At 62.7% G+C, this 24,861-nt stretch carries 22 protein-coding genes; 15 read left to right on the top strand and 7 right to left on the bottom strand.

Annotated features, from left to right (window positions below; all coding sequences use genetic code 11):
- Window positions 1-129 precede the first annotated feature (129 nt).
- From QQL85_RS02030 to QQL85_RS02050, 5 genes are all read left to right on the top strand, one after another.
- The gene (locus QQL85_RS02030; protein WP_284354968.1) at window positions 130-1,038 is read left to right on the top strand and encodes a carbohydrate ABC transporter permease; all 909 of its coding nucleotides are present in this window, start codon (window positions 130-132) and stop codon (window positions 1,036-1,038) included.
- On the top strand, window positions 1,031-1,876 hold the full coding sequence (locus QQL85_RS02035) for a carbohydrate ABC transporter permease (protein ID WP_284354969.1): 846 nt from the start codon (window positions 1,031-1,033) through the stop codon (window positions 1,874-1,876). The genes QQL85_RS02030 and QQL85_RS02035 overlap by 8 nt, the downstream gene beginning before the upstream one ends.
- Window positions 1,877-1,879: 3 nt before the next feature.
- Window positions 1,880-3,034: an ABC transporter ATP-binding protein gene (locus QQL85_RS02040; protein WP_284354970.1), complete on the top strand. Its 1,155-nt coding sequence runs from the start codon at window positions 1,880-1,882 to the stop codon at window positions 3,032-3,034.
- A gap of 41 nt (window positions 3,035-3,075) precedes the next feature.
- Window positions 3,076-4,419 (top strand): carbohydrate porin, encoded by a 1,344-nt coding sequence (locus tag QQL85_RS02045; protein WP_284354971.1) that lies wholly within the window; start codon window positions 3,076-3,078, stop codon window positions 4,417-4,419.
- Window positions 4,420-4,536: 117 nt separating this feature from the next.
- Window positions 4,537-5,391 carry a D-hexose-6-phosphate mutarotase gene (locus QQL85_RS02050; RefSeq protein WP_284354972.1) on the top strand — a complete coding sequence of 285 codons (855 nt, stop codon included), beginning with the start codon at window positions 4,537-4,539 and terminating at the stop codon, window positions 5,389-5,391.
- Here the strand turns inward: QQL85_RS02050 and hexR are convergent.
- Window positions 5,384-6,247 carry a DNA-binding transcriptional regulator HexR gene (gene hexR, locus QQL85_RS02055; RefSeq protein ID WP_284355086.1) on the bottom strand — a complete coding sequence of 288 codons (864 nt, stop codon included), beginning with the start codon at window positions 6,245-6,247 and terminating at the stop codon, window positions 5,384-5,386. The two genes, QQL85_RS02050 and hexR, sit on opposite strands and share 8 nt — an antisense overlap.
- 211 nt (window positions 6,248-6,458) lie before the next feature.
- Here hexR and zwf point away from each other — a divergent pair, with 211 nt between their 5' ends.
- From zwf to QQL85_RS02070, 3 genes are read left to right on the top strand one after another with little or no spacing between them, the layout of a single operon-like run.
- Window positions 6,459-7,928 carry a glucose-6-phosphate dehydrogenase gene (zwf, locus tag QQL85_RS02060; protein ID WP_284354973.1) on the top strand — a complete coding sequence of 490 codons (1,470 nt, stop codon included), beginning with the start codon at window positions 6,459-6,461 and terminating at the stop codon, window positions 7,926-7,928.
- Complete coding sequence (gene pgl, locus QQL85_RS02065; protein WP_284354974.1) at window positions 7,915-8,628, top strand: 6-phosphogluconolactonase; 714 nt, start codon at window positions 7,915-7,917, stop codon at window positions 8,626-8,628. Before zwf ends, pgl begins: the two co-directional genes overlap by 14 nt.
- Window positions 8,629-8,645: 17 nt before the next feature.
- Window positions 8,646-9,326, top strand: coding sequence for a bifunctional 4-hydroxy-2-oxoglutarate aldolase/2-dehydro-3-deoxy-phosphogluconate aldolase (locus QQL85_RS02070; protein ID WP_049275724.1), 681 nt, complete (start codon window positions 8,646-8,648; stop codon window positions 9,324-9,326).
- Between the two features lie 137 nt (window positions 9,327-9,463).
- Here the strand turns inward: QQL85_RS02070 and leuA are convergent, their stop codons facing one another.
- From leuA to QQL85_RS02090, 4 genes are all read right to left on the bottom strand, one after another.
- Window positions 9,464-11,137, bottom strand: a complete 1,674-nt coding sequence (leuA, locus tag QQL85_RS02075; RefSeq protein ID WP_284354975.1) for a 2-isopropylmalate synthase — start codon at window positions 11,135-11,137, stop codon at window positions 9,464-9,466.
- A gap of 442 nt (window positions 11,138-11,579) precedes the next feature.
- Window positions 11,580-12,407 carry a M23 family metallopeptidase gene (locus tag QQL85_RS02080; RefSeq protein ID WP_284354976.1) on the bottom strand — a complete coding sequence of 276 codons (828 nt, stop codon included), beginning with the start codon at window positions 12,405-12,407 and terminating at the stop codon, window positions 11,580-11,582.
- A 3-nt stretch (window positions 12,408-12,410) separates the two neighbouring features.
- Window positions 12,411-13,790, bottom strand: a complete 1,380-nt coding sequence (gene xseA, locus QQL85_RS02085) for an exodeoxyribonuclease VII large subunit (RefSeq protein WP_284354977.1) — start codon at window positions 13,788-13,790, stop codon at window positions 12,411-12,413.
- Entirely contained in the window at window positions 13,750-14,706 is a 957-nt protein-coding gene (locus QQL85_RS02090) for a LysR family transcriptional regulator (protein ID WP_434482143.1), read from the bottom strand. Before QQL85_RS02090 ends, xseA begins: the two co-directional genes overlap by 41 nt.
- A 97-nt stretch (window positions 14,707-14,803) precedes the next feature.
- Here QQL85_RS02090 and QQL85_RS02095 point away from each other — a divergent pair, with 97 nt between their 5' ends.
- From QQL85_RS02095 to guaA, 4 genes are all read left to right on the top strand, one after another.
- Entirely contained in the window at window positions 14,804-15,559 is a 756-nt protein-coding gene (locus QQL85_RS02095; RefSeq protein WP_284354978.1) for a sulfite exporter TauE/SafE family protein, read from the top strand.
- A 47-nt stretch (window positions 15,560-15,606) separates the two neighbouring features.
- Entirely contained in the window at window positions 15,607-16,164 is a 558-nt protein-coding gene (locus QQL85_RS02100; RefSeq protein ID WP_284354979.1) for a sugar ABC transporter ATPase, read from the top strand.
- Window positions 16,165-16,250: 86 nt separating this feature from the next.
- Window positions 16,251-17,720 carry an IMP dehydrogenase gene (gene guaB, locus QQL85_RS02105; RefSeq protein WP_016501267.1) on the top strand — a complete coding sequence of 490 codons (1,470 nt, stop codon included), beginning with the start codon at window positions 16,251-16,253 and terminating at the stop codon, window positions 17,718-17,720.
- Window positions 17,721-17,798: 78 nt separating this feature from the next.
- The gene (guaA, locus tag QQL85_RS02110; protein WP_284354980.1) at window positions 17,799-19,376 is read left to right on the top strand and encodes a glutamine-hydrolyzing GMP synthase; all 1,578 of its coding nucleotides are present in this window, start codon (window positions 17,799-17,801) and stop codon (window positions 19,374-19,376) included.
- A 75-nt stretch (window positions 19,377-19,451) separates the two neighbouring features.
- Here guaA and QQL85_RS02115 read toward each other — a convergent pair whose 3' ends face one another.
- Window positions 19,452-19,919 carry a GNAT family N-acetyltransferase gene (locus QQL85_RS02115; RefSeq protein WP_284354981.1) on the bottom strand — a complete coding sequence of 156 codons (468 nt, stop codon included), beginning with the start codon at window positions 19,917-19,919 and terminating at the stop codon, window positions 19,452-19,454.
- Between the two features lie 216 nt (window positions 19,920-20,135).
- On the opposite strand from QQL85_RS02115, the gene QQL85_RS02120 reads away from it, so the two are divergent.
- The 3 genes from QQL85_RS02120 (at window position 20,136) to tadA (ending at window position 23,183) form a co-directional block, all read left to right on the top strand.
- Entirely contained in the window at window positions 20,136-21,173 is a 1,038-nt protein-coding gene (locus QQL85_RS02120; protein WP_284354982.1) for an NAD(P)/FAD-dependent oxidoreductase, read from the top strand.
- A gap of 148 nt (window positions 21,174-21,321) precedes the next feature.
- Entirely contained in the window at window positions 21,322-22,704 is a 1,383-nt protein-coding gene (locus tag QQL85_RS02125) for a multicopper oxidase family protein (protein ID WP_284354983.1), read from the top strand.
- Window positions 22,704-23,183, top strand: a complete 480-nt coding sequence (gene tadA, locus QQL85_RS02130; RefSeq protein WP_284354984.1) for a tRNA adenosine(34) deaminase TadA — start codon at window positions 22,704-22,706, stop codon at window positions 23,181-23,183. Before QQL85_RS02125 ends, tadA begins: the two co-directional genes overlap by 1 nt.
- An 11-nt stretch (window positions 23,184-23,194) precedes the next feature.
- Here the strand turns inward: tadA and mltF are convergent, their stop codons facing one another.
- Window positions 23,195-24,652, bottom strand: coding sequence for a membrane-bound lytic murein transglycosylase MltF (gene mltF / locus QQL85_RS02135; RefSeq protein ID WP_284354985.1), 1,458 nt, complete (start codon window positions 24,650-24,652; stop codon window positions 23,195-23,197).
- Window positions 24,653-24,861: the final 209 nt, after the last annotated feature.

Genomic DNA, 24,861 nt, shown 5'->3' on the forward strand with positions numbered 1-24,861 from the left:
TATTCGCGGGCATGCCCGCTCCCACGGGTCTGGCGCCCTGCCTAAGACCTGCGGCGAGCAGGGCCCATGTGGGAGCGGGCGTGCCCGCGAAGCGGTGCGCAGCACCGCCACTACCTCGGGATCCTATCTATGACCACAACTACCGCCCAACTGCGGGCCTCGCCCCTGGACGCGCTTCAGCGCTGGCTGCCCAAACTGGTATTGGCACCCAGCATGTTCATCGTCCTGGTGGGGTTCTACGGCTACATCCTCTGGACCTTCGTGCTGTCCTTCACCACCTCGACCTTCCTGCCCACCTACAAATGGGCCGGCCTGGCGCAATACGCACGGCTGTTCGACAACGACCGCTGGTGGGTGGCGAGCAAGAACCTGCTGCTGTTCGGTGGCCTGTTCATCGCCATCAGCCTGGCCATCGGTGTGTTGCTGGCGGTGCTGCTGGACCAGCGCATTCGCCGTGAAGGCTTCATCCGCACCCTTTACCTGTACCCCATGGCGCTGTCGATGATCGTCACCGGCACCGCCTGGAAGTGGTTGCTCAACCCCGGCATGGGCCTGGACAAGCTGCTGCGCGACTGGGGCTGGGAGGGCTTTCGCCTGGACTGGCTGATCGACCCCGACCGGGTGGTGTACTGCCTGGTGATCGCCGCCGTGTGGCAGGCTTCGGGCTTCATCATGGCGATGTTCCTGGCCGGCCTGCGTGGCGTCGATCCATCGATCATCCGCGCTGCGCAGATGGATGGCGCCAGCTTGCCGCGCATCTACTGGACCGTGGTGCTGCCCAGCCTGCGTCCGGTGTTTTTCAGTGCGCTGATGATCCTTTCGCACATCGCCATCAAGAGCTTCGACCTGGTGGCAGCGATGACCGCCGGTGGCCCGGGTTACTCATCCGACCTGCCCGCAATGTTCATGTACGCGTTCACCTTCAGCCGCGGCCAGATGGGCATGGGCTCGGCCAGTGCCATCCTCATGCTCGGGGCGATCCTGGCGATCCTCGTGCCTTACCTGTACTCGGAGCTGCGGAGCAAACGCCATGCATAGCCCTGTCGACAAACCGGCACTGAGTCTGAGCCGCATTGCCATCCACGCGGTGTTGCTGATCGCGGTGCTGCTGTATCTGGTGCCGCTGGTGGTGATGCTGCTGACCAGCTTCAAGACCCCGGACGACATCAGCACCGGCAATCTGCTGAGCTGGCCGGCGGTGATCACCGGCATTGGCTGGGTCAAGGCCTGGGGCACGGTCAGCGGCTACTTCTGGAACTCGATCATGATCACCGTGCCAGCGGTGCTGATCTCCACCACCATTGGTGCGCTGAACGGTTATGTGCTGTCGATGTGGCGCTTTCGTGGTTCGCAGCTGTTCTTCGGCCTGCTGCTGTTTGGCTGCTTCCTGCCGTTCCAGACCGTGCTGCTGCCGGCCTCGTTCACCCTCGGCAAGCTCGGCCTGGCCAGCACCACCAGCGGCCTGGTACTGGTGCATGTGGTCTATGGCCTGGCCTTCACCACGCTGTTCTTCCGCAACTTCTATGTGAGCATCCCTGATGCGCTGGTCAAGGCGGCACGCTTGGACGGTGCCGGGTTTTTCACCATCTTCCGCCGCATCATCCTGCCGATGTCCACGCCCATCATCATGGTCTGCCTGATCTGGCAGTTCACCCAGATCTGGAACGACTTCCTGTTCGGCGTGGTGTTCTCCAGTGGCGACTCGCAACCGATCACCGTGGCCCTGAACAACCTGGTCAACACCAGCACCGGGGCCAAGGAATACAACGTCGACATGGCGGCAGCGATGATCGCCGGCCTGCCAACCCTGCTGGTCTATGTGGTGGCAGGCAAATATTTCGTCCGCGGGCTGACCGCCGGCGCGGTCAAGGGGTAAGTCATGGCAACGCTCGAACTTCGCAATGTGAACAAGACCTACGGCAGCGGCCTGCCGGATACCCTCAAGGACATCCAGTTGTCGATCAGGGACGGCGAGTTCCTGATCCTGGTCGGGCCTTCTGGTTGCGGCAAATCGACCTTGATGAACTGCATCGCCGGCCTGGAGCAGATCACGGGCGGCGCCATCCTCATCGATGACCAGGACGTCAGTGGCATGAGCCCCAAGGACCGCGACATCGCCATGGTGTTCCAGTCCTACGCGCTGTACCCGACCATGAGCGTGCGCGAGAACATCGAGTTCGGCCTGAGGATCCGCAAGCTGCCGCAGGCCGCGATCGACGAAGAGGTGGCGCGGGTGGCCAAGCTGCTGCAGATCGAGCACCTGCTTTTGCGCAAGCCGGCGCAACTGTCTGGTGGTCAGCAGCAGCGTGTGGCCATGGGCCGCGCGCTGGCGCGGCGGCCGAAGATCTACCTGTTCGATGAGCCTCTGTCCAACCTCGACGCTAAGCTGCGGGTCGAGATGCGCACCGAAATGAAGCTGATGCACCAGCGCCTGAAGACCACCACCGTGTACGTCACCCATGACCAGATCGAGGCCATGACCCTGGGCGACAAGGTGGCGGTGATGAAGGACGGCATCATCCAGCAGTTCGGCACCCCGCAGCAGATCTACAACGATCCGGCCAACCAGTTCGTCGCCAGCTTCATCGGGTCGCCGCCGATGAATTTCATCCCGGTGCGCCTCACCCAGCAGGAGGGGCGCTTGCTGGCCGTGCTCGACAGCGGCCAGGCGCGTTGCGAGCTGCCCTTGGGGCTGGCCGCTGACGAGCTGGATGGCCGCGACATCATCCTCGGCATCCGTCCCGAGCAGATCGCCCTGGGCGCCGCCGAGGGCAACGGCCTGCCGGGCATCCGCGCCGAAGTGCAAGTAACCGAACCCACCGGGCCGGATTTGCTGGTGTTCGTCACCCTCAACCAGACCAAGGTGTGCTGCCGCCTGGCGCCAGATGTGGCGTGCCAGGTCGGTGACAAGCTCAACCTGCAATTCGACCCGGCCAGGGCGCTGCTGTTCGATGCCGGTACGGGTGTGCGTCTGCACCTCGCGAGCCCTGGCGCAGCGGTAAAGGACAACGTGGCTCACTTCAAAGGCCGTTGACTCGTCTACACCATCAATAAGAAAAAAGAGGACGCAAAGGGATGGAACAGCGCAAACGCATCAGGACATTGGGCTCGCTGGCTTTGCTCGCCGTGGTCGGCAGCAGCGGCGCGCAGGCTGCCGAAGCTTTCTCCAGCGAATCGAAATGGATGACCGGCGACTGGGGCGGTACCCGTACCGAGTTACTGGAGAAGGGGTACGACTTCACCCTCGACTACGTCGGCGAGGTGGCCGGCAACCTTCACGGCGGCTACAACGACGACAAGACGGCCCGCTACAGCGACCAGTTTGCCCTTGGCGCACACCTGGACCTGCAGAAGATCCTTGGCTGGCACGATGCCGAGTTCAAGCTGGCGATCACCGAGCGCAGTGGCCGCAACTTGTCCAACGACCGCATCAGCGACCCGCGTGCCGGGCAGTTCAGTTCGGTGCAGGAGGTGTGGGGGCGCGGCCAGACCTGGCGCCTGACCCAGATGTGGATCAAGCAGAAGTACTTCGACGGCGCCCTGGACGTGAAATTCGGCCAGTTTGGCGAAGGCGAAGACTTCAACAGCTTCCCTTGCGACTTCCAGAACCTGGCCTTCTGCGGCTCACAGGTGGGTAACTGGGTTGGCGGCATCTGGTACAACTGGCCGGTCAGCCAGTGGGCGCTGCGAGTGAAATACAACATCACCCCGGCATTCTTCGTGCAGGTCGGCGCCTTCGAGCAGAACCCCTCCAACCTGGAAACCGGCAACGGCTTCAAACTCAGCGGCAGCGGCACCAAGGGCGCGATCCTGCCGGTGGAGGCGGTGTGGTCGCCCAAGGTCAACGGGCTGCCGGGCGAGTATCGCCTGGGTTATTACTACAGCACGGCCAAGGCCGACGACGTGTTCGATGACGTCAATGGCAACCCGCAAGCGCTGACCGGTGAGGCTTTCAAGTCGCACTCCAGCAAGCACGGCTGGTGGGTAGTGGCGCAGCAGCAGGTCACTGCCCATGGCGGCGACGTCAACCGCGGCCTCAGCCTCTTCGCCAACTTCACCGTGCACGACAAGGCCACCAACGTGGTCGACAACTACCAGCAGGTGGGGCTGGTCTACAAAGGCGCCTTCGATGCCCGGCCCAAGGATGACATCGGCTTCGGTGTGGCGCGTATTCATGTAAATGACGACGTGAAGAAGCGCGCCGAGCTGCTCAACGCCCAGAGCGGTATCAACGATTACGACAATCCAGGCTTCGTGCCGCTGCAGCGTACCGAGTACAACGCCGAGCTCTACTACGGCTTCCACGTCACCAACTGGCTGACCGTACGGCCTAACCTGCAGTACATCAAAAGCCCCGGCGGGGTGGACGAGGTGGACAACGCGTTGGTCGCAGGCCTGAAGATTCAGTCGTCATTCTGAGGGCATTTGTTGTAAATTTACGCCAATCCCTTATCGGTTCCCGGCATCCACTGGCCTGCAGTGGTTGTCGGGGATAGGCCGAGACAGCGCTATCTCAAACAACAAGAGCTCTGAACCATGCCCGAACATCCGCTCCATCGCTTCTTTGTCTCGCAGCGGCCAAGGCCGACATTCGAGTGGGAGCGTTACCAGCAGCGTGATGTGCTGATCATCGATCATCCCCGTTGCCAGGCGGTATTCAGCCGCCAAGGCGCGCAACTGCTGCATTTTCAACCGGCGGGCGAGCGGCCTTGGCTGTGGTGCGCCGAGCAGTGGCCGCAGGTGGGGGCGATCCGTGGGGGCGTGCCGGTGTGCTGGCCGTGGTATGGCCGCCACCCCAGCGAGGACTTGTGGCCTGCGCATGGCTGGGCACGGCTGCTGGACTGGAAACTGGTGGACAGCCGCGAGGACGAGGAGGGCGTCACCCTGAAATGGCGGTTGGACCTGTGCGACTGGCAGGTCGACCTGCATGCAAGACTCGGCAGCCGCATGGAGCTGAGCCTGAGCACCGAGCACCAGGACAGCGAGCCTTGCCAGTTGAGCCATGCGCTGCTGGCCTACTGGCGCATCAGTGACGTGTCCGAGATAGCGCTGTCTGGGCTTGAGGATATCGAAGGCTACGACCGCCTCAATCGCCAGGCCTGCCGTGAAGAGGGCGCGCTGAAGCTCAAGGGCGGCTGCCAGAAGGTCTACCCGGGTACGCCCCGGGTGCAGCTACAAGACCCGGCTTGGCAGCGCGAGCTGTGCATCGATACCGGTGACAGCGACGACACCGTGGTCTGGCACCCGGGCAACCGCCCGCTGATGGGCGTGACTGGCCGTGAAACTCAGCGCTTTGTCTGCGTCGAGGCTGCCAGCGGCAGTGGCGAGGGCCTGAGCCTGGCGCCGGGGCAGCGTGCCCACCTGCGCTTGCAGGCGCACAGGCTCAGTTGAGTTCGTCGTCCTCGACCGGGTAGCGGCTGGCGTTCAGGCTTTCCTTGATCTTGCGCAGGTGCGGCTGGAAGTCCACGCCGCGGCGTAGGGTCATGCCGGTGGCCAGCACATCGAGCACGGTCAGCTGGATGATCCGCGAGGTCATCGGCATGTAGATGTCGGTGTCCTCTGGTAACGGAATGTGCAGGCTCAGGCTGCAGGCGTTGGCCAGCGGCGAGCCGGCGGCGGTCAGGCCCAGCACCGAGGCGCCGTTTTCACGCGCCAGGCGGGCCACTTCGACCAGTTCGCGGGTGCGCCCGGTGTAGGAAATGATCACGAACAGGTCACCAGTGTGCGCCACCGAGGCCAGCATGCGCTGCATCAGCACATCGGCGTGGGCCGATACTGCCAGGTTGAAGCGGAAGAACTTGTGCTGGGCGTCCAGAGCCACCGGGGCCGAGGCGCCCAAGCCAAAGAAGTGGATCTGCCGGGCCTGGATCATCATGTCCACGGCGCGGCTGACCTGCTGCGGGTCCAGCTGCTGGCAGGCGCTGTCGAGCGAGGCGATGGCACTGGCGAAGATCTTCTGGGTATAGGCGGCCGGGTCATCGTCAGCTTCTACCGCACGGCTGACGTAGGCGGCGCCGCTGGCCAGGCTCTGTGCCAGTTGCAGCTTGAGTTCTGGGTAGCCGCTGACGCCGAACGAGCGGCAAAAGCGGTTGACGGTCGGTTCGCTGACCTTGGCCGCCTGGGCCAGCGCAGCAATGCTGAAACGGGTGGCTTGTTGCGGGTTGAGCAGGATGACTTCGGCGACTTTGCGTTCGGCCTTGTTCAGCTCGTCGAGGCGTCCCTGGATCTGTTCCAGGAGGTTTCGCACGCGGTCCATGGGTGTGTCCTTGGGTCGGGAAGACAGCCGGCTGTGGAAGCAGCAGGCTTTTTGCACGGTCGTCTATCGTACTGTCGGCGCGGTTGGCGTACCACTTGTCTGTAACACTTGTGTGTAATGTTGTGGTTTTTACTACATTATCCCTTGAAAACCGCATCTGAAAGCGGTATTCCTAGACCAACTTTAGGAAAGAACCAACATCATGGCTGCGATCAGTGTCGAACCTTGCACCTTTGCCCTGTTTGGCGCCCTCGGCGACCTGGCATTGCGCAAGCTTTTTCCTGCGCTCTACCAGCTTGACCGGGCCAACCTGTTGCACCCGGACACCCGCCTGTTGGCGTTGGCTCGCGAAGCCGGCAGCGCGCAGGAGCACCTGAACAGCATCGAGGCGCACTTGCGCCGGCATGTGCCCGAGGCGGATATCGAGCCTGCGGCACTGGGGCGCTTTCTCGCCAGGCTGAATTACCAGCACCTGGATTTCCTGCAGCCCGAGGGCTTCCTGGCCCTGGCCGAGCAGTTGCCAGGTGAGCTGCCGTTGATCGCCTACTTCGCCACGGCGGCGGCGGTGTATGGGGCCATCTGCGAGAACCTCGACAAGGCCGGCCTGGCCGCGCGCACCCGGGTAGTGCTGGAAAAACCCATTGGCCACGACCTGGAGTCGTCGCGCCGGGTCAATGATGCCGTGGCACGCTTCTTCCCGGAAAGTCGGGTCTATCGCATCGACCACTATCTGGGCAAGGAGACCGTGCAGAACCTGATTGCCCTGCGCTTCGCCAACAGCCTGTTCGAAACCCAGTGGAACCAGAATTCGATCTCCCATGTGGAGATCACCGTCGCGGAAAAGGTCGGTATCGAAGGCCGTTGGGGCTATTTCGACAAGGCCGGCCAGCTGCGTGACATGATTCAGAACCATTTGCTGCAGCTGCTGTGCCTGATCGCCATGGACCCGCCCAGCGAACTGTCTGCCGATGCCATTCGCGACGAGAAGGTGAAAGTGCTCAAGGCCCTGGCACCGATCACCGGCGACGGGCTAAGCACCCGTGTGGTGCGCGGCCAGTACATTGCCGGCTACAGCGAAGGCAAACCGGTGCCCGGTTACCTGGAAGAAGACAACGCCAACGCGCAGAGCGACACCGAAACGTTCGTCGCCCTGCGCGCTGACATTCGCAACTGGCGCTGGTCGGGCGTGCCGTTCTATCTGCGTACCGGCAAGCGCATGCCGCAAAAGCTGTCGCAGATCGTTATCCACTTCAAGGAAACGCCGCACTACATCTTCGCCCCGGAACAGCGTTTGCAGATCGGTAACAAGCTGATCATCCGCCTGCAACCGGACGAAGGCATTTCTTTACGCGTGATGACCAAAGAGCAGGGCCTGGACAAGGGGATGCAACTGCGCAGCGGCCCGTTGCAGCTGAATTTTTCCGATACCTGGCGCAGTGCGCGGATTCCGGATGCCTACGAGCGATTGTTGCTCGAAGTGATGCGCGGCAATCAGAACCTGTTCGTGCGCAAGGACGAAATCGAATATGCCTGGAAGTGGTGCGACCAGTTGATCGCTGGCTGGCGTAACGCAGGCGATGCGCCCAAGCCATACGCGGCGGGCTCCTGGGGGCCAATGAGCTCGATTGCACTGATCACACGCGATGGGAGGGCGTGGTATGGGGATATCTGAACTGAAATTGCCAGCGGCCGTGAAGGCTCATAGCCTGGCGGATGCCAAGGCACTGGCCGCAACCCTGGCCCATGACGTGGCCGAGCGCCTTCGTGCGGCCATCGCTGCAAAGGGCCAAGCCTGCGTGGTGCTGTCCGGCGGCCGCAGCCCGGTGCCGTTCCTGGAGAAGCTGGCCAGTGAAAACCTGGACTGGTCCAAGGTCACCGTCAGCTTGGCCGATGAGCGCTGGGTGCCGGTGGAGCATCCCGACAGCAACGCCGGCCTGCTGGCCCGCCACCTGTTCAAGGGCGCAGCGGCCAAGGCCCGTTTCGTTGGCCTGTACCAGCAGGCGGAGAACCTCGATGCCGCTGCACTCAAGGCCGACCAGGCCTTGGCGGGGCTGCCGCCTATCGATGTACTGGTGCTGGGCATGGGCGACGATGGCCATACCGCCTCGTTGTTCCCGGCCAGCCCCAACCTGGAAGCAGGCCTGGACCTGTCCAGCCCGCGCCGCTGCCTGCCGCTGCTGGCACCGAGCGTGCCACACCAGCGGCTGTCGATGACCCGCTCGCTGCTGGCCAGCGCAGCCTTCATCGCGCTGTCCGTGCAAGGCCCGGGCAAACTCGCTACCCTGCGCGCCGCGCTGGCTGGCAACGACCTCACTGAAATGCCGATTCGCGCTTTTCTTCACGACCCCCTGGACATCTACTGGTGCCCATGAGCCAAGGATCCACTGTCATGACCACCCTCGAACGCCCACAGCCAAAGCTCTCGATGGCCGACAAGGCCGCCCGGATCGATGCCATCTGCGAAAAGGCGCGCATCCTGCCGGTGATCACCATCGCCCGTGAGGAAGACATCCTGCCGCTGGCTGATGCCCTGGCCGCTGGCGGCATCCGTACCCTGGAAGTGACCCTGCGCTCGCAGCATGGCCTGAAGGCCATCCAGGTGCTGCGTGAGCAGCGCCCGGAGCTGTGCGTAGGCGCAGGCACCGTGCTCGATCGCAGCATGTTCGCTGCTGTTGAAGCAGCGGGTGCGCAGTTCGTCGTTACCCCGGGCATAACCCAGGACATTCTAGAGGCCGGCGTGGACAGTGAAATCCCGCTGCTGCCAGGTATCAGCACACCGTCCGAAATCATGATGGGCTACGCCTTGGGTTACCGCCGCTTCAAGTTGTTCCCGGCGGAAATCAGCGGCGGTGTTGCAGCGATCAAGGCCTTTGGCGGGCCGTTCGGTGATATTCGCTTCTGCCCAACCGGTGGCGTCAACCCAGCCAACGTACGCAATTACATGGCGTTGCCTAATGTGATGTGCGTGGGCGGGACCTGGATGCTCGACAGCAGCTGGATCAAGAACGGCGACTGGGCGCGAATCGAAGCGTGCAGCGCGGAGGCGATGGCGCTGCTGGACGCCAACTGAATTTGTTGTGTGCTTTACGGCTTATGGGGCGCTTGGTCGGCGCCCCTTTTTTTGCCTGTAATTCTTGTAGGGCCAGAACAGGCAACAAAAAAGCCCGCATCAAACGATGCGGGCTTCTTCATTCATCACACCAGGGCTCAGGCCGCCTTGGCTTCCTGCTGGCTCAGCGAGCGGTTCAGTGCGCTGAACAGCGCCTTGAAGCTGGCCGTGGTGATGTTTTCATCGATACCCACACCATGCACCGGACGGCCACCGGCCACGCGCAGTTCAATGTAGGCCGCGGCCTTGGCATTGGTGCCCGCACCAATGGCGTGTTCGTTGTAGTCCATGATTTCCACGGCAATCGGCAGGCCGGCCACCAGCGCTTCCAGGGCGCCATTGCCCTTGCCGCGCCAGTGCAGGGTGGTCTCGCCTTCACCGGCAACTTCCACTTCCACGGCGCTGTGGCCGTTTTCTTCCTGCAGGCGGTGGCTGACCAGCGCGTATGGCGCGTTGGCCTGGAGGTATTCCTTGTGCAGCAGGCTGTAGATCTGCTGGGCGGTCATTTCCAGGCCCAGGCGGTCGGTTTCACCCTGGACGACCTGGCTGAATTCGATCTGCATGCGGCGTGGCAGGCTGATGCCGTATTCCTGCTCGAGCAGGTAGGTGATGCCGCCTTTGCCCGACTGGCTGTTGACGCGGATTACCGCCTCGTAGCTGCGGCCGATGTCGGCCGGGTCAATCGGCAGGTACGGCACTTCCCACAGTTCGCCTTCCTGCTGCTTGGCGAAGCCCTTGCGGATGGCGTCCTGGTGCGAGCCGGAGAACGCGGTGTGAACCAGGTCGCCCACATACGGGTGACGTGGGTGCACCGGCAGCTGGTTGCACTCTTCGACCACCTTGCGCACGCCGTCGATGTCGGAGAAGTCCAGCAGCGGGTCGATGCCCTGGGTGTAGAGGTTCAGTGCCAGCGTCACCAGGTCGACGTTACCGGTACGCTCGCCGTTGCCGAACAGGCAGCCTTCGGCGCGGTCGGCACCGGCCATCAAGCCCAGTTCGGTGGCAGCGATGCCGGTGCCACGGTCGTTATGGCAGTGCAGGCTGATGATCACGCTGTCACGGCGGCTGACATTGCGGCAGAACCACTCGATCTGGTCGGCGTAGATGTTCGGCGTGGACACTTCCACGGTGGCCGGCAGGTTGAGGATGATCTTGTGCTCAGGCGTCGGGTTCCACACCTCGATGACTGCGTCACAGACTTCCTTGGCGAACTCCATTTCGGTGGCGCTGAAGGTTTCTGGCGAGTACTGGAAGGTCCACTGGGTTTCCGGCTGCTGGGCAGCGTATTTGACGAACAGCTTGGCCGCGTTCACCGCGATGTCCTTCACGCCTTGCTTGTCCTGGTTGAAGACGATGCGGCGGAACGACGGGCTGGTGGCGTTGTACAGGTGGACGATGGCTTTCTTGGCACCGCGCAGCGATTCGAAGGTACGGGCGATCAGGTCTTCACGGGCCTGGGTGAGCACCTGGATGGTGGTGTCATCCGGAATATGGCCGTCTTGAATGAGGGTACGCACGAAGTCGAAGTCGGTTTGCGAGGCAGACGGGAACGAGGCTTCGATTTCCTTCACGCCCACCTGCACCAGGGTCTTCCAGAAGCGCAGTTTCTTCTCCGAATCCATCGGCTCGATCAGCGACTGGTTGCCATCACGCAGGTCGGAGCTGCACCAGATCGGCGCGGCAGTGATGGTCTTCGACGGCCAGGTGCGGTCAGGCAGGTCGATGGTCGGGAAAGCGCGGTACTTCTTCGAAGGGTCTTTGAGCATGGTCATGGAAGCAATCCTTTTGTGTGCGGCCGAGATCGGGCCTGCCGAGCGATAACGAGATGAAGAGGCGAGGCGACGCGATTCAACCTGGTAGTCGGGCGCTGACCAGGCAGAGGCTGCGATGTTGTCGGAGCAGGATGAGGGTGCTGAAGGTTTTCATGCCTTCAAACTTAACCAGTGAGATGGGGGATGGCAAGCGTTCGGGGAAAATTGAGAGGAATGCTTAAAAAAAGCTCTTTGGCGAGATTTTATAGCTTATGTTCTTTGAGTGCTTCTTGATTCTTGCGTGGTATTTTTCGATGGCGCAAGCCAGAGCATTTGATGCTGCCTGTGCTGGCCTCTTCGCGGGTAAACCCGCTCCCACAGGTATCGCGCCGCGTCTGAAAGCTGCGCTGCACCTGTGGGAGCGGGTTTACCCGCGAAGAGGCCGACATAGGCAGCACAGGTTTCAGGGCTGGAACGCGCCAATGAAAATCGCCGGGTCCACCCGCGCATCATTCAAGCTGACATTCCAGTGCATATGCGGCCCGGTCGCCCGCCCGGTGGAGCCCACACGCCCGACCACCTCGCCACGACGCAGCTGCTGCCCCACCTGCACATCGATCTTCGACATGTGGCAGAACATGCTGATGAAGCCCTGCCCATGGTCGACGAACACTGTGCGGCCATTGAAGAAGTAGTCCCCCACCAGAATCACCTTGCCATTGGCCGGGGTCTTGATCGGTGTGCCCGCCGGCACCGCGAAGTCCAGCCCGGCATGCGGGTTGCGTTCTTCGCCATTGAAGAACCGGCGTACGCCAAACTTGCTCGACAGTGGCCCGTTGACCGGCTTGTCGAGGATCAGGTTGCTTGGCAGGCTCGGGCTGAAGCTGCGGTAGGCCTTGATCTGCTCGGCCAGTTCGCGGTCGATGCGCTTGAGGTCGGCCGGGTTCGGGTTGACCTGACGGGTGTTCTTCAGGGTGATGCGCTGTTCGGGGTATTTCTTGCTCCCCACGCTGAAGGGTAGCGTGCGTCCGCCCTGGTTCAGCGTGGCGGTGCCGGGCTTCTGGGTCAGCGGGATACCGACGATGGCCAGCCAGGTGTCCTGCTCCTTCACCACCAGTACCGGCTTGCCGTCGAAGCGGGCACTGGGCGCGCTGGCGCCGGGGCCGAGGTCGACCACTGCAACGCCGCCGGGCACCGGCTTGTTCAACGTGCGGGTGATGTAGCTGGCCTGGGCGCCGCCGGCCAGCAGCAACAGGGAAAGGGCAAGCAGGGGCGCGAACAGGCGGGGCATGTGTCAGTCCAGTAGTGAGAGGGTGACCGGGGTCAGGTGGTTGTCTTCGACCCGCACTTGCAGTTCGCCTTCGTTCAGGCGGGCGGTCAGGCGCTGGCCGTTGCGCGTCTGTTCGGCGCTGCGGATGGCCTGGCCTTGTTCATCCAGCAAAATGCTGTAGCCGCGGGCGAGGGTGGCCAGCGGGCTGACCACCTGCAGTGTCTGCAACTGGGCCTGGAAGCGTTGGCGGCGGTCTTTGAGCACGTCGCGCATGGCCCGTGGCAGGCGCTCGGCCAGGCTGTCCAGGCGCTGGCTCAGCAGTTTCAGGTTGCGCCCCGGGTGCTGTGCAGCCAAGCGGGTATCCAGGCGTGCCAGGCGCTCGCGGCGCTGGTTGAGGCTGAGCATGAAGGCGCGGCGCAGGCGCATGTCCAGGTCGTCCAGGCGCTGCGCCTGCTGGCGCAAACGCTCGCCTGGGTGGCGCAGGCGCCGAGCCAGTGAATCCAGGCGCAGGCGGTCGTGGGTCAGGCGGTTCTGCATGCGCAGCAGCAGGCGCCGTTGCAGGCCGTCCAGTCGCTGCTGCAAGCCACTGTTGTCGGGGGCCAGTAGTTCGGCGGCAGCAGACGGTGTGGGCGCGCGTACGTCGGCGACAAAGTCGCTGATCGACACATCGGTTTCATGGCCCACGGCGCTGACAATTGGTGTAACGCAGGCGGCAACCGCACGCGCCACGGCTTCTTCGTTGAAGCACCACAGGTCTTCCAGCGAGCCACCACCACGCGCCAGGATCAGCGCATCGAAACCGAGGCTGTCGGCCAGGTGGATGGCGCGCACGATCTGTGCAATGGCTTCGCGGCCCTGTACTGCGGTGGGGATCAGGTTCAGTTCCACCTGCGGGGCACGGCGGCCGAACACGCTGATGATGTCGCGGATCACTGCGCCGGTGGGTGAAGTGATGATGCCGATGCGCTGCGGGTGGGCCGGCAGCGGTTTCTTGCGTTCGGCGCTGAACAGCCCCTCCGTCCCGAGCTTTTCTTTCAGCGCCTCGAACGCCAGGCGCAGCGCGCCATCGCCGGCTGGCTCGACGGTGTCGAGAATCAGCTGATAGTCGCCACGTCCCTCGAACAGTGAAACCTTGCCGCGTACCCGCACTGCCAGGCCGTCGCGCAGGGCCTGGCGCACCCGCGTGGCGCTTTGCCGGAACAGCGCGCAGCGCACCTGGGCGCCGCTGTCCTTGAGGGTGAAGTACATGTGGCCGGACGCTGGGCGGGCGAGGTTGGAGATCTCGCCTTCCACCCAGACGCTGCGGAACACGTCTTCCAGCAGCACGCGGGCGCGGCCGTTGAGTTGGCTGACGGTAAGGACCTCACGGTCCAGGCCGAGTCGTTCGAAGGGGTCTTTGATCATGGCGGGCATCATAAAGGACATCGGCCCCGGTTGTCTGTCCCGGCTCCATCGCCGCCACGAACTGGCGCACCATCCGCCCTGAATCGCGCCGACAAGCCAGCGCCACGGTGCTTTGGCAATCACCTTCCAGCGTCACGAAGCGGACCGAAACCGGCGCAATATCGCGCATGCATTCCGGCAGCAATGCCACCCCGAACCCCGCCTGAATCAGCTGCAACTGCGTCGTCTTGCGTGACAGCACTTGCGCGGCTTGCGGGAAAAAGCCTGCCTCCATGCACAACGAAGCCGACAGGTAACTCAGCCCGCCACGGTCGCGATGCGGGATGGAAATGAAGCGTTCTTCCCTCAACTGCTCCAGTTGAACGTGCTGCGCGTTGGCCAGCGGATGCCCAGCGGCGACCGCCAGCAACAACGGTTCGCTGAACAGTTCATGCAGCACCACGCCATCATGCTGGCGCAGCACCGGCAAGCGCAGCAGGCCGATATCCAGCCGCCCGGCAGCAATATCCTCCAGCTGGGCCTCTGAAGACTGCTGCGCGATTTCCAGCGAAACCCCAGGGTTGTCCCGCAGATAGCCCCCCAGGCGAGCCAGCAACGGGCCGGTCAGTGGCACGGTACTGGAATGGTTCAGGCGCAGGCTGCCCTGCAACCCCTCGCCAATGTCGCGGGTTACCCGCTCTGCTTGCGCCAGGTCGGCCAGCAAGCGGCGTGCGCGTTCCAGCAAGGCCTGGCCGGCCAGTGTCAGGCGCGGCAGGCGTGCAGTGCGTTCGAACAGTGGCGTGCCCAGTTGCTGCTCCAGTTCCTTGATCTGCCGGCTCAGCGCCGACTGGGCGATGTACAGCCGTTCGGCGGCGCCGCTGAAGCTGCCGCACTCGGCAATTTCCACGAAGTAACGCAACTGGCGGATCGACGTCATGTCATGCCTTTTCGAGATGGCTATGGTGAGAAAGGTATATTAGTCGGCATGGCTCATGGCTGGCTAACCTTGGCCTGTCTTTCCAGGAACTGCTGCCATGTTTGCCCAACTGTCGTTATCCGGCCTTGACTGGCTGCCCATCCTGTTCGGTGTCGGTGCTGCCTACATCGTTTTTGGCATCGCCGGCTTCGGTACAGCGCTGGTGGCCGGCCCTGTGCTGATCCACTTCATGCCGTTGTCACGCATCATCCCGCTGCTGGTGTTGCTGGACTTCGTTGCCGCGTTCGGCAACCTGCTGCCATCGCGCCGGGATGTGGTGCGCAGCGAGTTGTTGCGGCTGCTGCCGTTCATGGCTGTGGGCTGTACGCTGGGCGTGGTATTCCTGCTGCAACTGAAGTCCGATCTGCTGTTGCTGCTGATGGGGCTGTTCGTGACTGCCTACGCCGTTTATGGCCTGGCGATGAAGGTACGGCCAGCGAAACTATCGGGCATCTGGGCAGTGCCGATGGGCACGGTAGGCGGGTTGTTCGGCGCGCTGTTCGGCAGTGGTGGCTTCCTTTATGCGATCTACCTGAGTGCACGTCTTGACGTAAAGGAGCAGGTGCGCGCGACGCAGAGTGCACTGATCAGTTGCAGTACCATCGTCCGGTTGTCCCTGTTCCTGATTGCCGGTGTCTATGCCGACCAAAGCCTGTTGCTGCTCGCCGTCTGTTTGCTACCCGTCATGTTCGTCGGCCTCTGGGTGGGGCGCAGACTAACCAATCGACTGTCACGTGAAGCCTTTGTACGCTTGGTCACCTGGCTGGTGCTGGCCAGCGGCCTGGCGTTGATTGGTCGCTACCTGAGCGCCTGAGCGGTAGAATTGCGTCATTACCGCAGTTTTTCAGGTTTTTCCTGTTCATGAACACCCAGAGCATCATCGTTCCCAAGCTGTCCACCGTCCCGGTGCATGAAGCCCGCGCCCGCGCCATCCTGCGTTGGCTGGTGCGCGAGAAGGTCGTCGAGGAGCAACTCACTACCTGTGGTCGCACTGGTAACCGCATGGGGCATGCCCTGGCCGCCGGGGCACGCAAAGTGGCCCTGCACCCCGAAAAACTGCCATTCGGCGAGCAGGTCAACGGGTTGGAGGTGATGCTCAAGCGATGCATCTATACCCCTACCGAAGGCTTTCTTGAAGAAGCCGGTTGCCCGGAGTGCCGGCGCGAGGTGGGCGAGCCGCTGTTCGAAAGCCTGGAAGAGTGGATGCCCGGCGTCAGTGACAACTTCACCTGCCCGCTGTGTGGCTTCGAAGATGACATCAATGGCTTCATTTTCCTGCAGCCATGTGCCTTTTCCAACCTGGGGTTCATCTTCAACAACTGGGGCGAGGCCGGGTTTACCCAGGCCTTTCTCGACAGCTTCGCCGACTGGCTCGACCAGCCGGTGACCGTGGTGCAGGTAAAACTGCCACAAGGCTGACCGAAGGCCCTTATTTTGCATTGAGCGGCGCGCCGTGCATGAGTATAATGGCGCGCTTCCATTTTTCCCGCCCGGGAGCCCCCGCGATGCTGCGTATCAGCCAAGAAGCCCTGACCTTCGACGATATCCTCCTTGTACCTGGCTATTCCGAGGTACTGCCCAATGAAGTCAGTCTCAAGACCCGTTTGACCCGTGGCATCGAGCTGAACATTCCGCTGGTTTCCGCCGCCATGGATACCGTGACCGAAGCGCGCCTGGCCATTGCCATGGCCCAGGAAGGCGGCATCGGCATCATCCACAAGAACATGACCATCGAACAGCAGGCCGGCGAAGTACGCAAGGTCAAGAAGTTCGAGGCTGGCGTGGTCAAGGACCCGATCACCATCGAGGCCGACGCCACCGTGCGTGACCTGTTCGACCTGACCCGCCTGAACAACATTTCAGGTGTTCCGGTGCTGGCGAACGGCGACCTGGTCGGTATCGTCACCTCGCGTGACGTGCGCTTCGAAACCCGCCTGGACGCCAAGGTCCGCGACGTGATGACGCCAAAAGAGCGTCTGGTCACCGTCCGCGAAGGCGCCGACAAGAACGAAGTCCGCGAGCTGCTGCACAAGCACCGCCTGGAAAAAGTCCTGATCGTTGACGACAAGTTCAGCCTCAAGGGCATGATGACCGTCAAGGACATCGAAAAAGCCAAGGCCTACCCACTGGCCAGCAAGGACGACCAAGGTCGCCTGCGCGTTGGCGCTGCGGTCGGCACCGGCAAGGATACCGGCGAGCGCGTTGCCGCCCTGGTTGCCGCGGGTGTTGACGTGGTGGTTGTCGACACCGCGCACGGTCACTCCAAAGGCGTTATCGACCGCGTTCGCTGGGTAAAGGAAACCTACCCGCAAGTGCAGGTGATCGGCGGCAACATCGCCACCGGCGCCGCAGCCAAGGCTTTGGCCGAAGCGGGCGCTGACGCCGTCAAGGTCGGTATCGGCCCAGGCTCGATCTGCACCACCCGTATCGTTGCCGGTGTCGGCGTGCCGCAAATCAGCGCCATCGCCAATGTCGCCGCTGCACTGGAAGGCACTGGCGTGCCACTGATCGCCGACGGCGGCATCCGCTTCTCCGGCGACCTGTCCAAGGCCATCGTTGCCGGTGCTTCCTGCGTGATGATGGGTTCGATGTTCGCCGGTACCGAAGAGGCCCCGGGTGAAGTCGAACTGTTCCAGGGCCGTTCCTACAAGGCCTACCGCGGCATGGGCTCGCTGGGTGCCATGGCACAGGCGCAAGGCTCGTCCGACCGTTACTTCCAGGACTCCTCGGCCGGCGCCGAGAAGCTGGTACCGGAAGGCATCGAAGGCCGCGTTCCTTACAAGGGCGCCCTGGCCGCGATCATCCACCAGCTGATGGGCGGCCTGCGTTCGTCCATGGGCTACACCGGCAGCGCAACCATCGAAGAGATGCGCACCAAGCCGGAATTTGTACGCATCACCGGTGCCGGCATGGCCGAGTCCCATGTGCATGACGTGCAAATCACCAAAGAAGCCCCTAACTACCGCGTAGGCTGAGGCTTCCAGCAATATAAGCATGCGGGGCTGTCACGACAGCCCCGCGTCGTTTCCGATTTCCACTGACGAGATTGAGTCATGGCCCTCGACATTCACGCTCACCGCATCCTGATCCTCGATTTCGGTTCCCAGTACACCCAGCTGATCGCGCGCCGCGTGCGCGAAATCGGCGTGTACTGCGAACTGCACCCGTTCGACATGGACGATGAAGCGATCCGCGAGTTCAACCCGCGCGGCATTATCCTCGCTGGCGGCCCCGAGTCGGTCCACGAAGCCAACAGCCCACGCGCCCCGCAGGCCGTGTTCGACCTGAACGTACCGGTGCTGGGCATCTGCTACGGCATGCAGACCATGGCCGAGCAGATGGGCGGCAAGGTAGAAGGTTCCGACCTGCGTGAATTCGGTTATGCCCGCGTAGACGTGGTCGGCAAGAGCCGCCTGCTCGACGGCATCGAAGACCACGTTGACGACGACGGCGTACTGGGCCTGGACGTGTGGATGAGCCACGGCGACAAGGTCACCCAGATGCCGGGCAATTTCAGCATCCTGGCAAGCACCCCAAGCTGCCCGATCGCCGGTATGTACGACGACACCCGCGGCTACTACGGTGTGCAGTTCCACCCGGAAGTGACCCACACCAAGCAGGGCGGTCGCATTCTGTCCCGCTTCGTGCAGGACATCTGCGGTTGTGAAGCCCTGTGGACCGCCTCCAACATCGTTGAAGACGCCATCGCTCAGGTGCGTGCGCAAGTGGGTTCGGCCAATGTGCTGTTGGGCTTGTCCGGCGGCGTTGACAGCTCGGTGGTTGCCGCGCTGCTGCACCGCGCCATCGGCGACCAGCTGACCTGCGTATTCGTCGACAACGGCCTGCTGCGCCTGCACGAAGGCGACCAGGTGATGGCCATGTTCAAGGAGAACATGGGCGTCAAGGTGATCCGCGCCGACGCTGAAAAGCAGTTCCTCGACAACCTGGAAGGCGAAGCCGACCCGGAGAAGAAGCGCAAGATCATCGGCCGTACCTTCATCGATATCTTCGATGCCGAAGCCAGCAAGCTGGATAACATCCAGTTCCTTGCCCAGGGCACTATCTACCCGGACGTGATCGAGTCGGCTGGCGCCAAAAGCGGCAAGGCTCATGTGATCAAGTCGCACCACAACGTGGGCGGCCTGCCGGAAGAGATGAACCTCAAGCTGGTCGAGCCGCTGCGTGAACTGTTCAAGGACGAAGTGCGCAAGATCGGCCTGGAGCTGGGCCTGCCGTACGACATGGTCTACCGTCACCCGTTCCCGGGCCCGGGCTTGGGCGTGCGCATCCTGGGTGAAGTGAAGAAGGAATACGCCGACATCCTGCGTCGCGCCGACCACATCTTCATCGAGGAACTGCGCAAGGCCGACTGGTACCACAAGACCAGCCAGGCGTTCGTGGTGTTCCAGCCGGTCAAGTCGGTTGGCGTTGTTGGCGACGGCCGTCGCTACGCCTGGGTCGTGGCCCTGCGTGCCGTCGAGACCGTGGACTTCATGACCGCGCGCTGGGCACACCTGCCGTACGAACTGCTGGAAACCGTCAGTGGCCGTATCATCAACGAAATCGACGGTATCTCGCGCGTGACCTACGACGTGTCGAGCAAGCCGCCGGCGACTATCGAGTGGGAATGATCCCGCGCACGGCCATGGCCGGCGTCCGATAGCAGGAAGCAACAAAAAGCCCGCTTGATTGCGGGCTTTTTGCGTTTACCGAACACTGATATCGATCCCGAGCTGCAAGATCTCATCTCCCGCTTCATCGTGCTCGCCTGTCGAAGTCCAGCCCAGGTGGCGATAGAACCCATACGAGCGCACGTTCGGGTCGCTGGAGCATGCCAGGAAAAATCGCTCGACCCCCAGTTCCCGCAGGTGATCGACGACCAGCCGGAGCAAGCGTTTGCCAATCCCTTGGCCCTCAAATGCCGGCAACAGTGCGAGCACGGTGACCTCGCCGCTGTCCTTGTCAGCAAAGCAGTAGCCCACTATCTGGTCGTCCTTGCAAGCCACAAAGCCTGGGCCGCTCCCATCGCGAATGCCGTTGCTCCAGGAGTCGACGGTGATGCCCAGGGCGCGCAGGTCTTCTTCTGTGAACGCGTTTTCCCGGGTCAATGCCCGGATGACCATGCAGGTTGCGGCGTCGTCAGGTGCTGCGGGGCGAAAGGTTATGGCTGTCATGATTCTGGCCTCACGTTGAAAGCGCTATTGTGCGTATGCAACGGTCTGCGAGTCTGTGAGCAAACGTAAGCCGCTGGACAACGCGTGTGGACGCGCGCGCCGCAAGGCCCTTTCTCGTATCTGGCCTGCGTGTAGGGCGAATACGCTTTTTCACAGACTAAAGCCCTGCCTTTATGCACACTGCTTTGCTTTAGCTTTTCAGGAGCGCAACCCGCCATGGCAGGCAAAGCCCCCCATGTGATCGTGATCGGTGCTGGCATCCTTGGGGCATCGATTGCCTGGCATCTGTCCGGGCGCGCCCGCGTTACGGTGCTCGAAGTCAAGAGTGCCCCCGCCAAGGGCGTTACCGGGCACTCTTATGGTTGGGTGGGTACTGGCAGCCGTATCCCCTCCGAGCAGCCTGCCAGTTTCGCCTTGGAACAGCATGCGCTGCTTGAGTTTCCCCTCTTGGAGGCGTTGCTCGGGCCTTTGCCTGTCGCCGCTCAAGGGGCCTTGATATGGCTCGACGATCAACAGCAAACCTGTTCCATGCTCGCCGAGCAGCAAGCGGCGGGGGTGAATATGGTCGCTGTCGGTAGGGAGGCTGTTCACCAATTGCAGCCTGGGTTGGTGGACGTACCGGAAATGGCCCTCTGGGCGCCGGATGATTTTGCTGTCGAGCCTGACGTATTGACCTGCCGCCTGCTGAGCGCCGCTCAGGACAAGGGCGCCGTTGTGCGGGGCGATACGAGGGTGTTGGCCGTCGAGATGCGGGGCGAGCGTGTGATTGGCGTGCGTACGACGCAAGGTGTGGTTGGCGCTGATATCGTCGTGCTCGCTAATGCCATGGGCGCGCAAGCACTTGCCAGTCCACTGGGCATAAACTTGCCCATTTATGAAGAAGCTGCGGTATTGCTGCGTTTCGAGGCGGCGGGGGTAGCCTTGCGTCACCTTCTTTGTGCCGACGCGTTGGAGCTGCGACCGGGCCTGGGGGGAGGGTTGGTCTCGGCCGCCGATTTGCCGCTCGATGGCGAGGCTGGGCTGGCTGAGTTGGGCCGCGACAGTGTCAGGGCAATCAGCGACCTGTTTGGGTTGCAAGGTGATATCGTACTGCAGTCGATCAAGGCGGTGGCGCGGCCCAAGACCCGCGACGGCACGCCCCTGCGGACCTTTTTGCCGAAGGTCGAAGGCTTGTACGCCGCTGTCGCGCACCCTGGAGTGATTCTCGCGCCCTTGCTCGGAAGGCTTGTAAGTGAAGACATTCTGGGTTTATGAGTGACGTCGATGATGAGGTCCTGCGCAGTGGGCATCGACTGCGACAAGACTTCACTTAATCTTTCCCATTTGCAGGTGTATCGTATTCGCCCTTCACCGTCAGCCATGCTGGCAGCTTGATTGCGCAAAACACGAGGTACCCGCACCGATGTCCTTCACCCGTCGACAAATGCTCAAGGGCCTGACTGGCCTGGTTGTGGTTGGCCTGGGCGCCGGTGGCGCGGCGCGTTACTGGCTGGGCAAGGTCGAAGACGAAAACGCCGGCCACGATTATGAGTTGATCGCGGCGCCGCTGGACGTCGAGCTGGTGCCAGGCTTCAAGACCGAGGCCTGGGCATTCGGCCCGTCGGCGCCGGGTACCGAGCTGCGCGTGCGCCAGGGCACCTGGTTGCGGGTACGCTTCATCAACCACCTGCCGGTGGAGACCACCATCCACTGGCACGGCATCCGGCTGCCGCTGGAAATGGACGGCGTGCCCTATGTGTCGCAGTTACCGGTCAAGCCGGGCGAGTACTTCGACTACAAGTTCCGTGTGCCGGACGCCGGCAGCTACTGGTATCACCCGCATGTCAGCAGCTCCGAAGAGCTGGGGCGCGGCCTCGTCGGCCCGCTGATCGTCGAGGAGCGCGAGCCGACGGGCTTCCAGCATGAGCGCACCCTGAGCCTGAAAAACTGGCATGTGGACGAGCAGGGCGCCTGGCTGCCTTTCAGCATTCCGCGTGAGGCCGCGCGCAACGGCACCGCTGGGCGCTTGATCACCATCAATGGCCAGGCCGACTCGGTCACCGAGTTGCCGGCCGGCCAGGTGGTGCGGGTGCGCCTGCTGAATCTGGACAATACCTGGACCTACCGCCTCAACCTCAAGGGCAACTGCGAGGCAAAAATCTATGCCCTTGATGGCAACCCGGTGACCCCGCGCCCATTGGACGACGAGTACTGGCTCGGCCCGGGCATGCGTATCTGTCTGGCCATCCGTATTCCCGAGGCGGGGGCGGAAATCTCCCTGCGCGACGGTTTCGTGCGTCTGGGCACCCTGCGTTCGGTGGCCAGCAACGATGCGCCGGGTGACTGGCCGCCAGCGTTGCCGCCTAACCCGATCGCTGAGCCAGACCTGGAGAATGCCGAAAAGCTCAACTTCAATTTCGAGTGGGCGGCCAAAGTCTCCGTCACCACTGACCCGGACAAACCGTCGAGCATGTGGCAGATCAACGGCCAGGCCTGGGACATCACCGACAAGACCTGCGCCGACCGCCCCATCGCCACGTTGAAGAAGGGCAAGAGCTACATCTTCGAGCTGAAGAACATGACCCAGTACCAGCACCCGATCCACCTGCACGGCATGAGCTTCAAGGTGATCGGCTCCAATCGCCACGACATCAAGGAGCCGTGGTTCACCGACACCTACCTGCTGGGCAAGAACGAACGCGCCCAGGTGGCGCTGGTGGCGGATAATCCGGGCACCTGGATGTTCCACTGCCACGTCATCGACCACATGGAAACCGGCCTGATGGCCGCGATCGCGGTGGTCTGATGCGCCCGCAGATCATCGATCGCAGCCGCGATCAGGAATTCATGCGCCTGGCACTGGCCCTGGCTGCTGAAGGCGCCGCCATGGGGGAGGTGCCGGTGGGTGCGGTGCTGGTGCAGCATGGGCAGGTGATCGGCCAGGGCTTCAACCGGCCGATCATCGACAGTGACCCGAGTGCGCATGCCGAGATGGTGGCCATCCGCGCAGCGGCGAAATCAGCCAGCAATTACCGGCTGCCCGGAAGCACCCTGTATGTGACCTTGGAGCCCTGCAGCATGTGTGCGGGGCTGATCGTGCATTCGCGGGTGATGCGCGTGGTGTTTGGCGCACTGGAACCCAAGGCGGGGATCGTGCAGAGCCAAGGGCAGTTTTTCGGGCAGGGGTTCCTGAACCACCGGGTGATGGTGGAAGGCGGGGTGCTGGCTGAAGAGTGCGGGCAGATCCTCAGTGATTTCTTCAAGGCTCGCCGGGCCAAGGCTTAACCTGTACAGGCTCACATCGGCGGCGACTGATCCGCTGGCTTGTCCTTGTTCACCCCTGGCACATGCAGGTTGCCCTCGGCCACCTGGCCTTCGAGCTGCGGCTGGGTCACCCAGGTGAGGATGTCGTAGTAGCGGCGGATGTTGGCCACGAAGTGCACCGGCTCGCCGCCACGCGCATAGCCGTATTTGGTCTGGCGATACCACTGCTTCTGCGACAGGCGCGGCAGCATCTTTTTCACGTCCAGCCACTTGTTCGGGTTGAGCTTCTCGCGCTTGGCCAGGGTACGGGCGTCTTCCAGGTGGCCGCTGCCGACGTTATAGGCAGCCAGGGCGAACCAGGTGCGGTCCGGCTCCTGAATGCTGTCGTCCAGCTCTTCCTTGATCTTCATGAAGTATTTGGCGCCGCCCTGAATGCTCTGCTTCGGGTCCAGGCGGTTGGACACGCCCATGGCCTGGGCGGTGCGCTGGGTCAGCATCATCAGGCCGCGCACGCCGGTCTTGGAGGTGACCTCTGGCTGCCACATCGATTCCTGGTAGCCGATAGCGGCCAGCAGGCGCCAGTCTACCTGCTCGACCTTGGCGTAGCTCTTGAAGTGCTTCTCGTACTTGGGCAGGCGTTGCTGCAGGTGCTGGGCGAAGGTGTAGGCACCCACATAGCCCAACACGTCGACATGGCCGTAATAACGGTCTTTCAGGCGCTGCAAGGTGCCGTTCTTCTGTGCCTTGTCGAGAAATTCGTTGATTTCGTTGAGCAGGCTGTTGTCTTCCCCCGCAGCCACTGCCCAGCGCTGGTCACGCGTATCGCCCAGGTCGAAGGCAACCCGCACGTTGGGGAAGTACACCTGGTTCATCGCCAGCTCGTTGGAGTCGACCAGGGTCAGGTCGATCTGGCCTTCGTCGACCATGCGCAACAGGTCGACCACCTCGACGGCGTCGGACTCTTCATAGTCCAGGCCGGGGTTCTGCTTTTTCAGTTCAGCCAGCAGGTCGGCATGGCTGCTGCCTTTGAGCACCATGATTTTCTTGCCGACCAGGCCCTTGGCATTGGTCGGGCGGGGCCGGCCGTTGCGATAGATGACCTGGGGGGTCACTTCCAGGTAAGGGTGCGAGAATTTCGCCTGGGCGGCGCGCCGCTCGCTGCTGACCAGGCCAGCTGCTGCCAGCACCGGGCCGGAGGGTTTGCCGAGGTCGTCGAACAGCTCATCGAGGTTGTCGGCAGTCTCGATCTCCAGCTTCACCCCGAGATCGTCGGCGAAATGCTTGACCAACTCGTACTCGAAACCGGTTTCGCCGTTGCGATCCTGGAAGTAGGTGGCCGGGCTGTTGCGGGTGATGACGCGCAGCACGCCATCCTCCTTCACGCGCTCGAGGGTGCTGGGTTTTTCAACGCAGGCACCGAGCAGCAAAAAGAGTCCGGTTGCGAAAAGCCATTTGGCGCAACGCTGGCGCAAAGCAGTGTGGGCGAACATAGGTTGCAGTATACGCAAAGGACCGGCCCAACCATATCTCGACAACGGTTAGCTTGTCTGGTAGCGCATTCTGTGCTGCCCCTATGGGAACCACCAAGGGCAGCCCTTTTTTCTGACTCGCAAGTCCGGTTCCACCGCCCGGCAGCCGTGGCGTAGAGCGGGTGCCGAAAGCCATCGAATTAGGCTAGAATGCACGGCCTCTAAGCACA

Source organism: Pseudomonas putida (assembly GCF_030159595.1).
Taxonomy (GTDB): Bacteria; Pseudomonadota; Gammaproteobacteria; order Pseudomonadales; family Pseudomonadaceae; genus Aquipseudomonas; species Aquipseudomonas putida_AC.

Coding starts and splice junctions, on each gene's coding strand:
- QQL85_RS02030 (WP_284354968.1), top strand. CDS start 130: ATGACCACAACTACCGCCCAACTGCGGGCCTCGCCCCTGGACGCGCTT.
- QQL85_RS02035 (WP_284354969.1), top strand. CDS start 1,031: ATGCATAGCCCTGTCGACAAACCGGCACTGAGTCTGAGCCGCATTGCC.
- QQL85_RS02040 (WP_284354970.1), top strand. CDS start 1,880: ATGGCAACGCTCGAACTTCGCAATGTGAACAAGACCTACGGCAGCGGC.
- QQL85_RS02045 (WP_284354971.1), top strand. CDS start 3,076: ATGGAACAGCGCAAACGCATCAGGACATTGGGCTCGCTGGCTTTGCTC.
- QQL85_RS02050 (WP_284354972.1), top strand. CDS start 4,537: ATGCCCGAACATCCGCTCCATCGCTTCTTTGTCTCGCAGCGGCCAAGG.
- zwf (WP_284354973.1), top strand. CDS start 6,459: ATGGCTGCGATCAGTGTCGAACCTTGCACCTTTGCCCTGTTTGGCGCC.
- pgl (WP_284354974.1), top strand. CDS start 7,915: ATGGGGATATCTGAACTGAAATTGCCAGCGGCCGTGAAGGCTCATAGC.
- QQL85_RS02070 (WP_049275724.1), top strand. CDS start 8,646: ATGACCACCCTCGAACGCCCACAGCCAAAGCTCTCGATGGCCGACAAG.
- leuA (WP_284354975.1), bottom strand. CDS start 11,137: ATGACCATGCTCAAAGACCCTTCGAAGAAGTACCGCGCTTTCCCGACC.
- QQL85_RS02080 (WP_284354976.1), bottom strand. CDS start 12,407: ATGCCCCGCCTGTTCGCGCCCCTGCTTGCCCTTTCCCTGTTGCTGCTG.
- xseA (WP_284354977.1), bottom strand. CDS start 13,790: ATGATCAAAGACCCCTTCGAACGACTCGGCCTGGACCGTGAGGTCCTT.
- QQL85_RS02090 (WP_434482143.1), bottom strand. CDS start 14,706: ATGACGTCGATCCGCCAGTTGCGTTACTTCGTGGAAATTGCCGAGTGC.
- QQL85_RS02095 (WP_284354978.1), top strand. CDS start 14,804: ATGTTTGCCCAACTGTCGTTATCCGGCCTTGACTGGCTGCCCATCCTG.
- QQL85_RS02100 (WP_284354979.1), top strand. CDS start 15,607: ATGAACACCCAGAGCATCATCGTTCCCAAGCTGTCCACCGTCCCGGTG.
- guaB (WP_016501267.1), top strand. CDS start 16,251: ATGCTGCGTATCAGCCAAGAAGCCCTGACCTTCGACGATATCCTCCTT.
- guaA (WP_284354980.1), top strand. CDS start 17,799: ATGGCCCTCGACATTCACGCTCACCGCATCCTGATCCTCGATTTCGGT.
- QQL85_RS02115 (WP_284354981.1), bottom strand. CDS start 19,919: ATGACAGCCATAACCTTTCGCCCCGCAGCACCTGACGACGCCGCAACC.
- QQL85_RS02120 (WP_284354982.1), top strand. CDS start 20,136: ATGGCAGGCAAAGCCCCCCATGTGATCGTGATCGGTGCTGGCATCCTT.
- QQL85_RS02125 (WP_284354983.1), top strand. CDS start 21,322: ATGTCCTTCACCCGTCGACAAATGCTCAAGGGCCTGACTGGCCTGGTT.
- tadA (WP_284354984.1), top strand. CDS start 22,704: ATGCGCCCGCAGATCATCGATCGCAGCCGCGATCAGGAATTCATGCGC.
- mltF (WP_284354985.1), bottom strand. CDS start 24,652: ATGTTCGCCCACACTGCTTTGCGCCAGCGTTGCGCCAAATGGCTTTTC.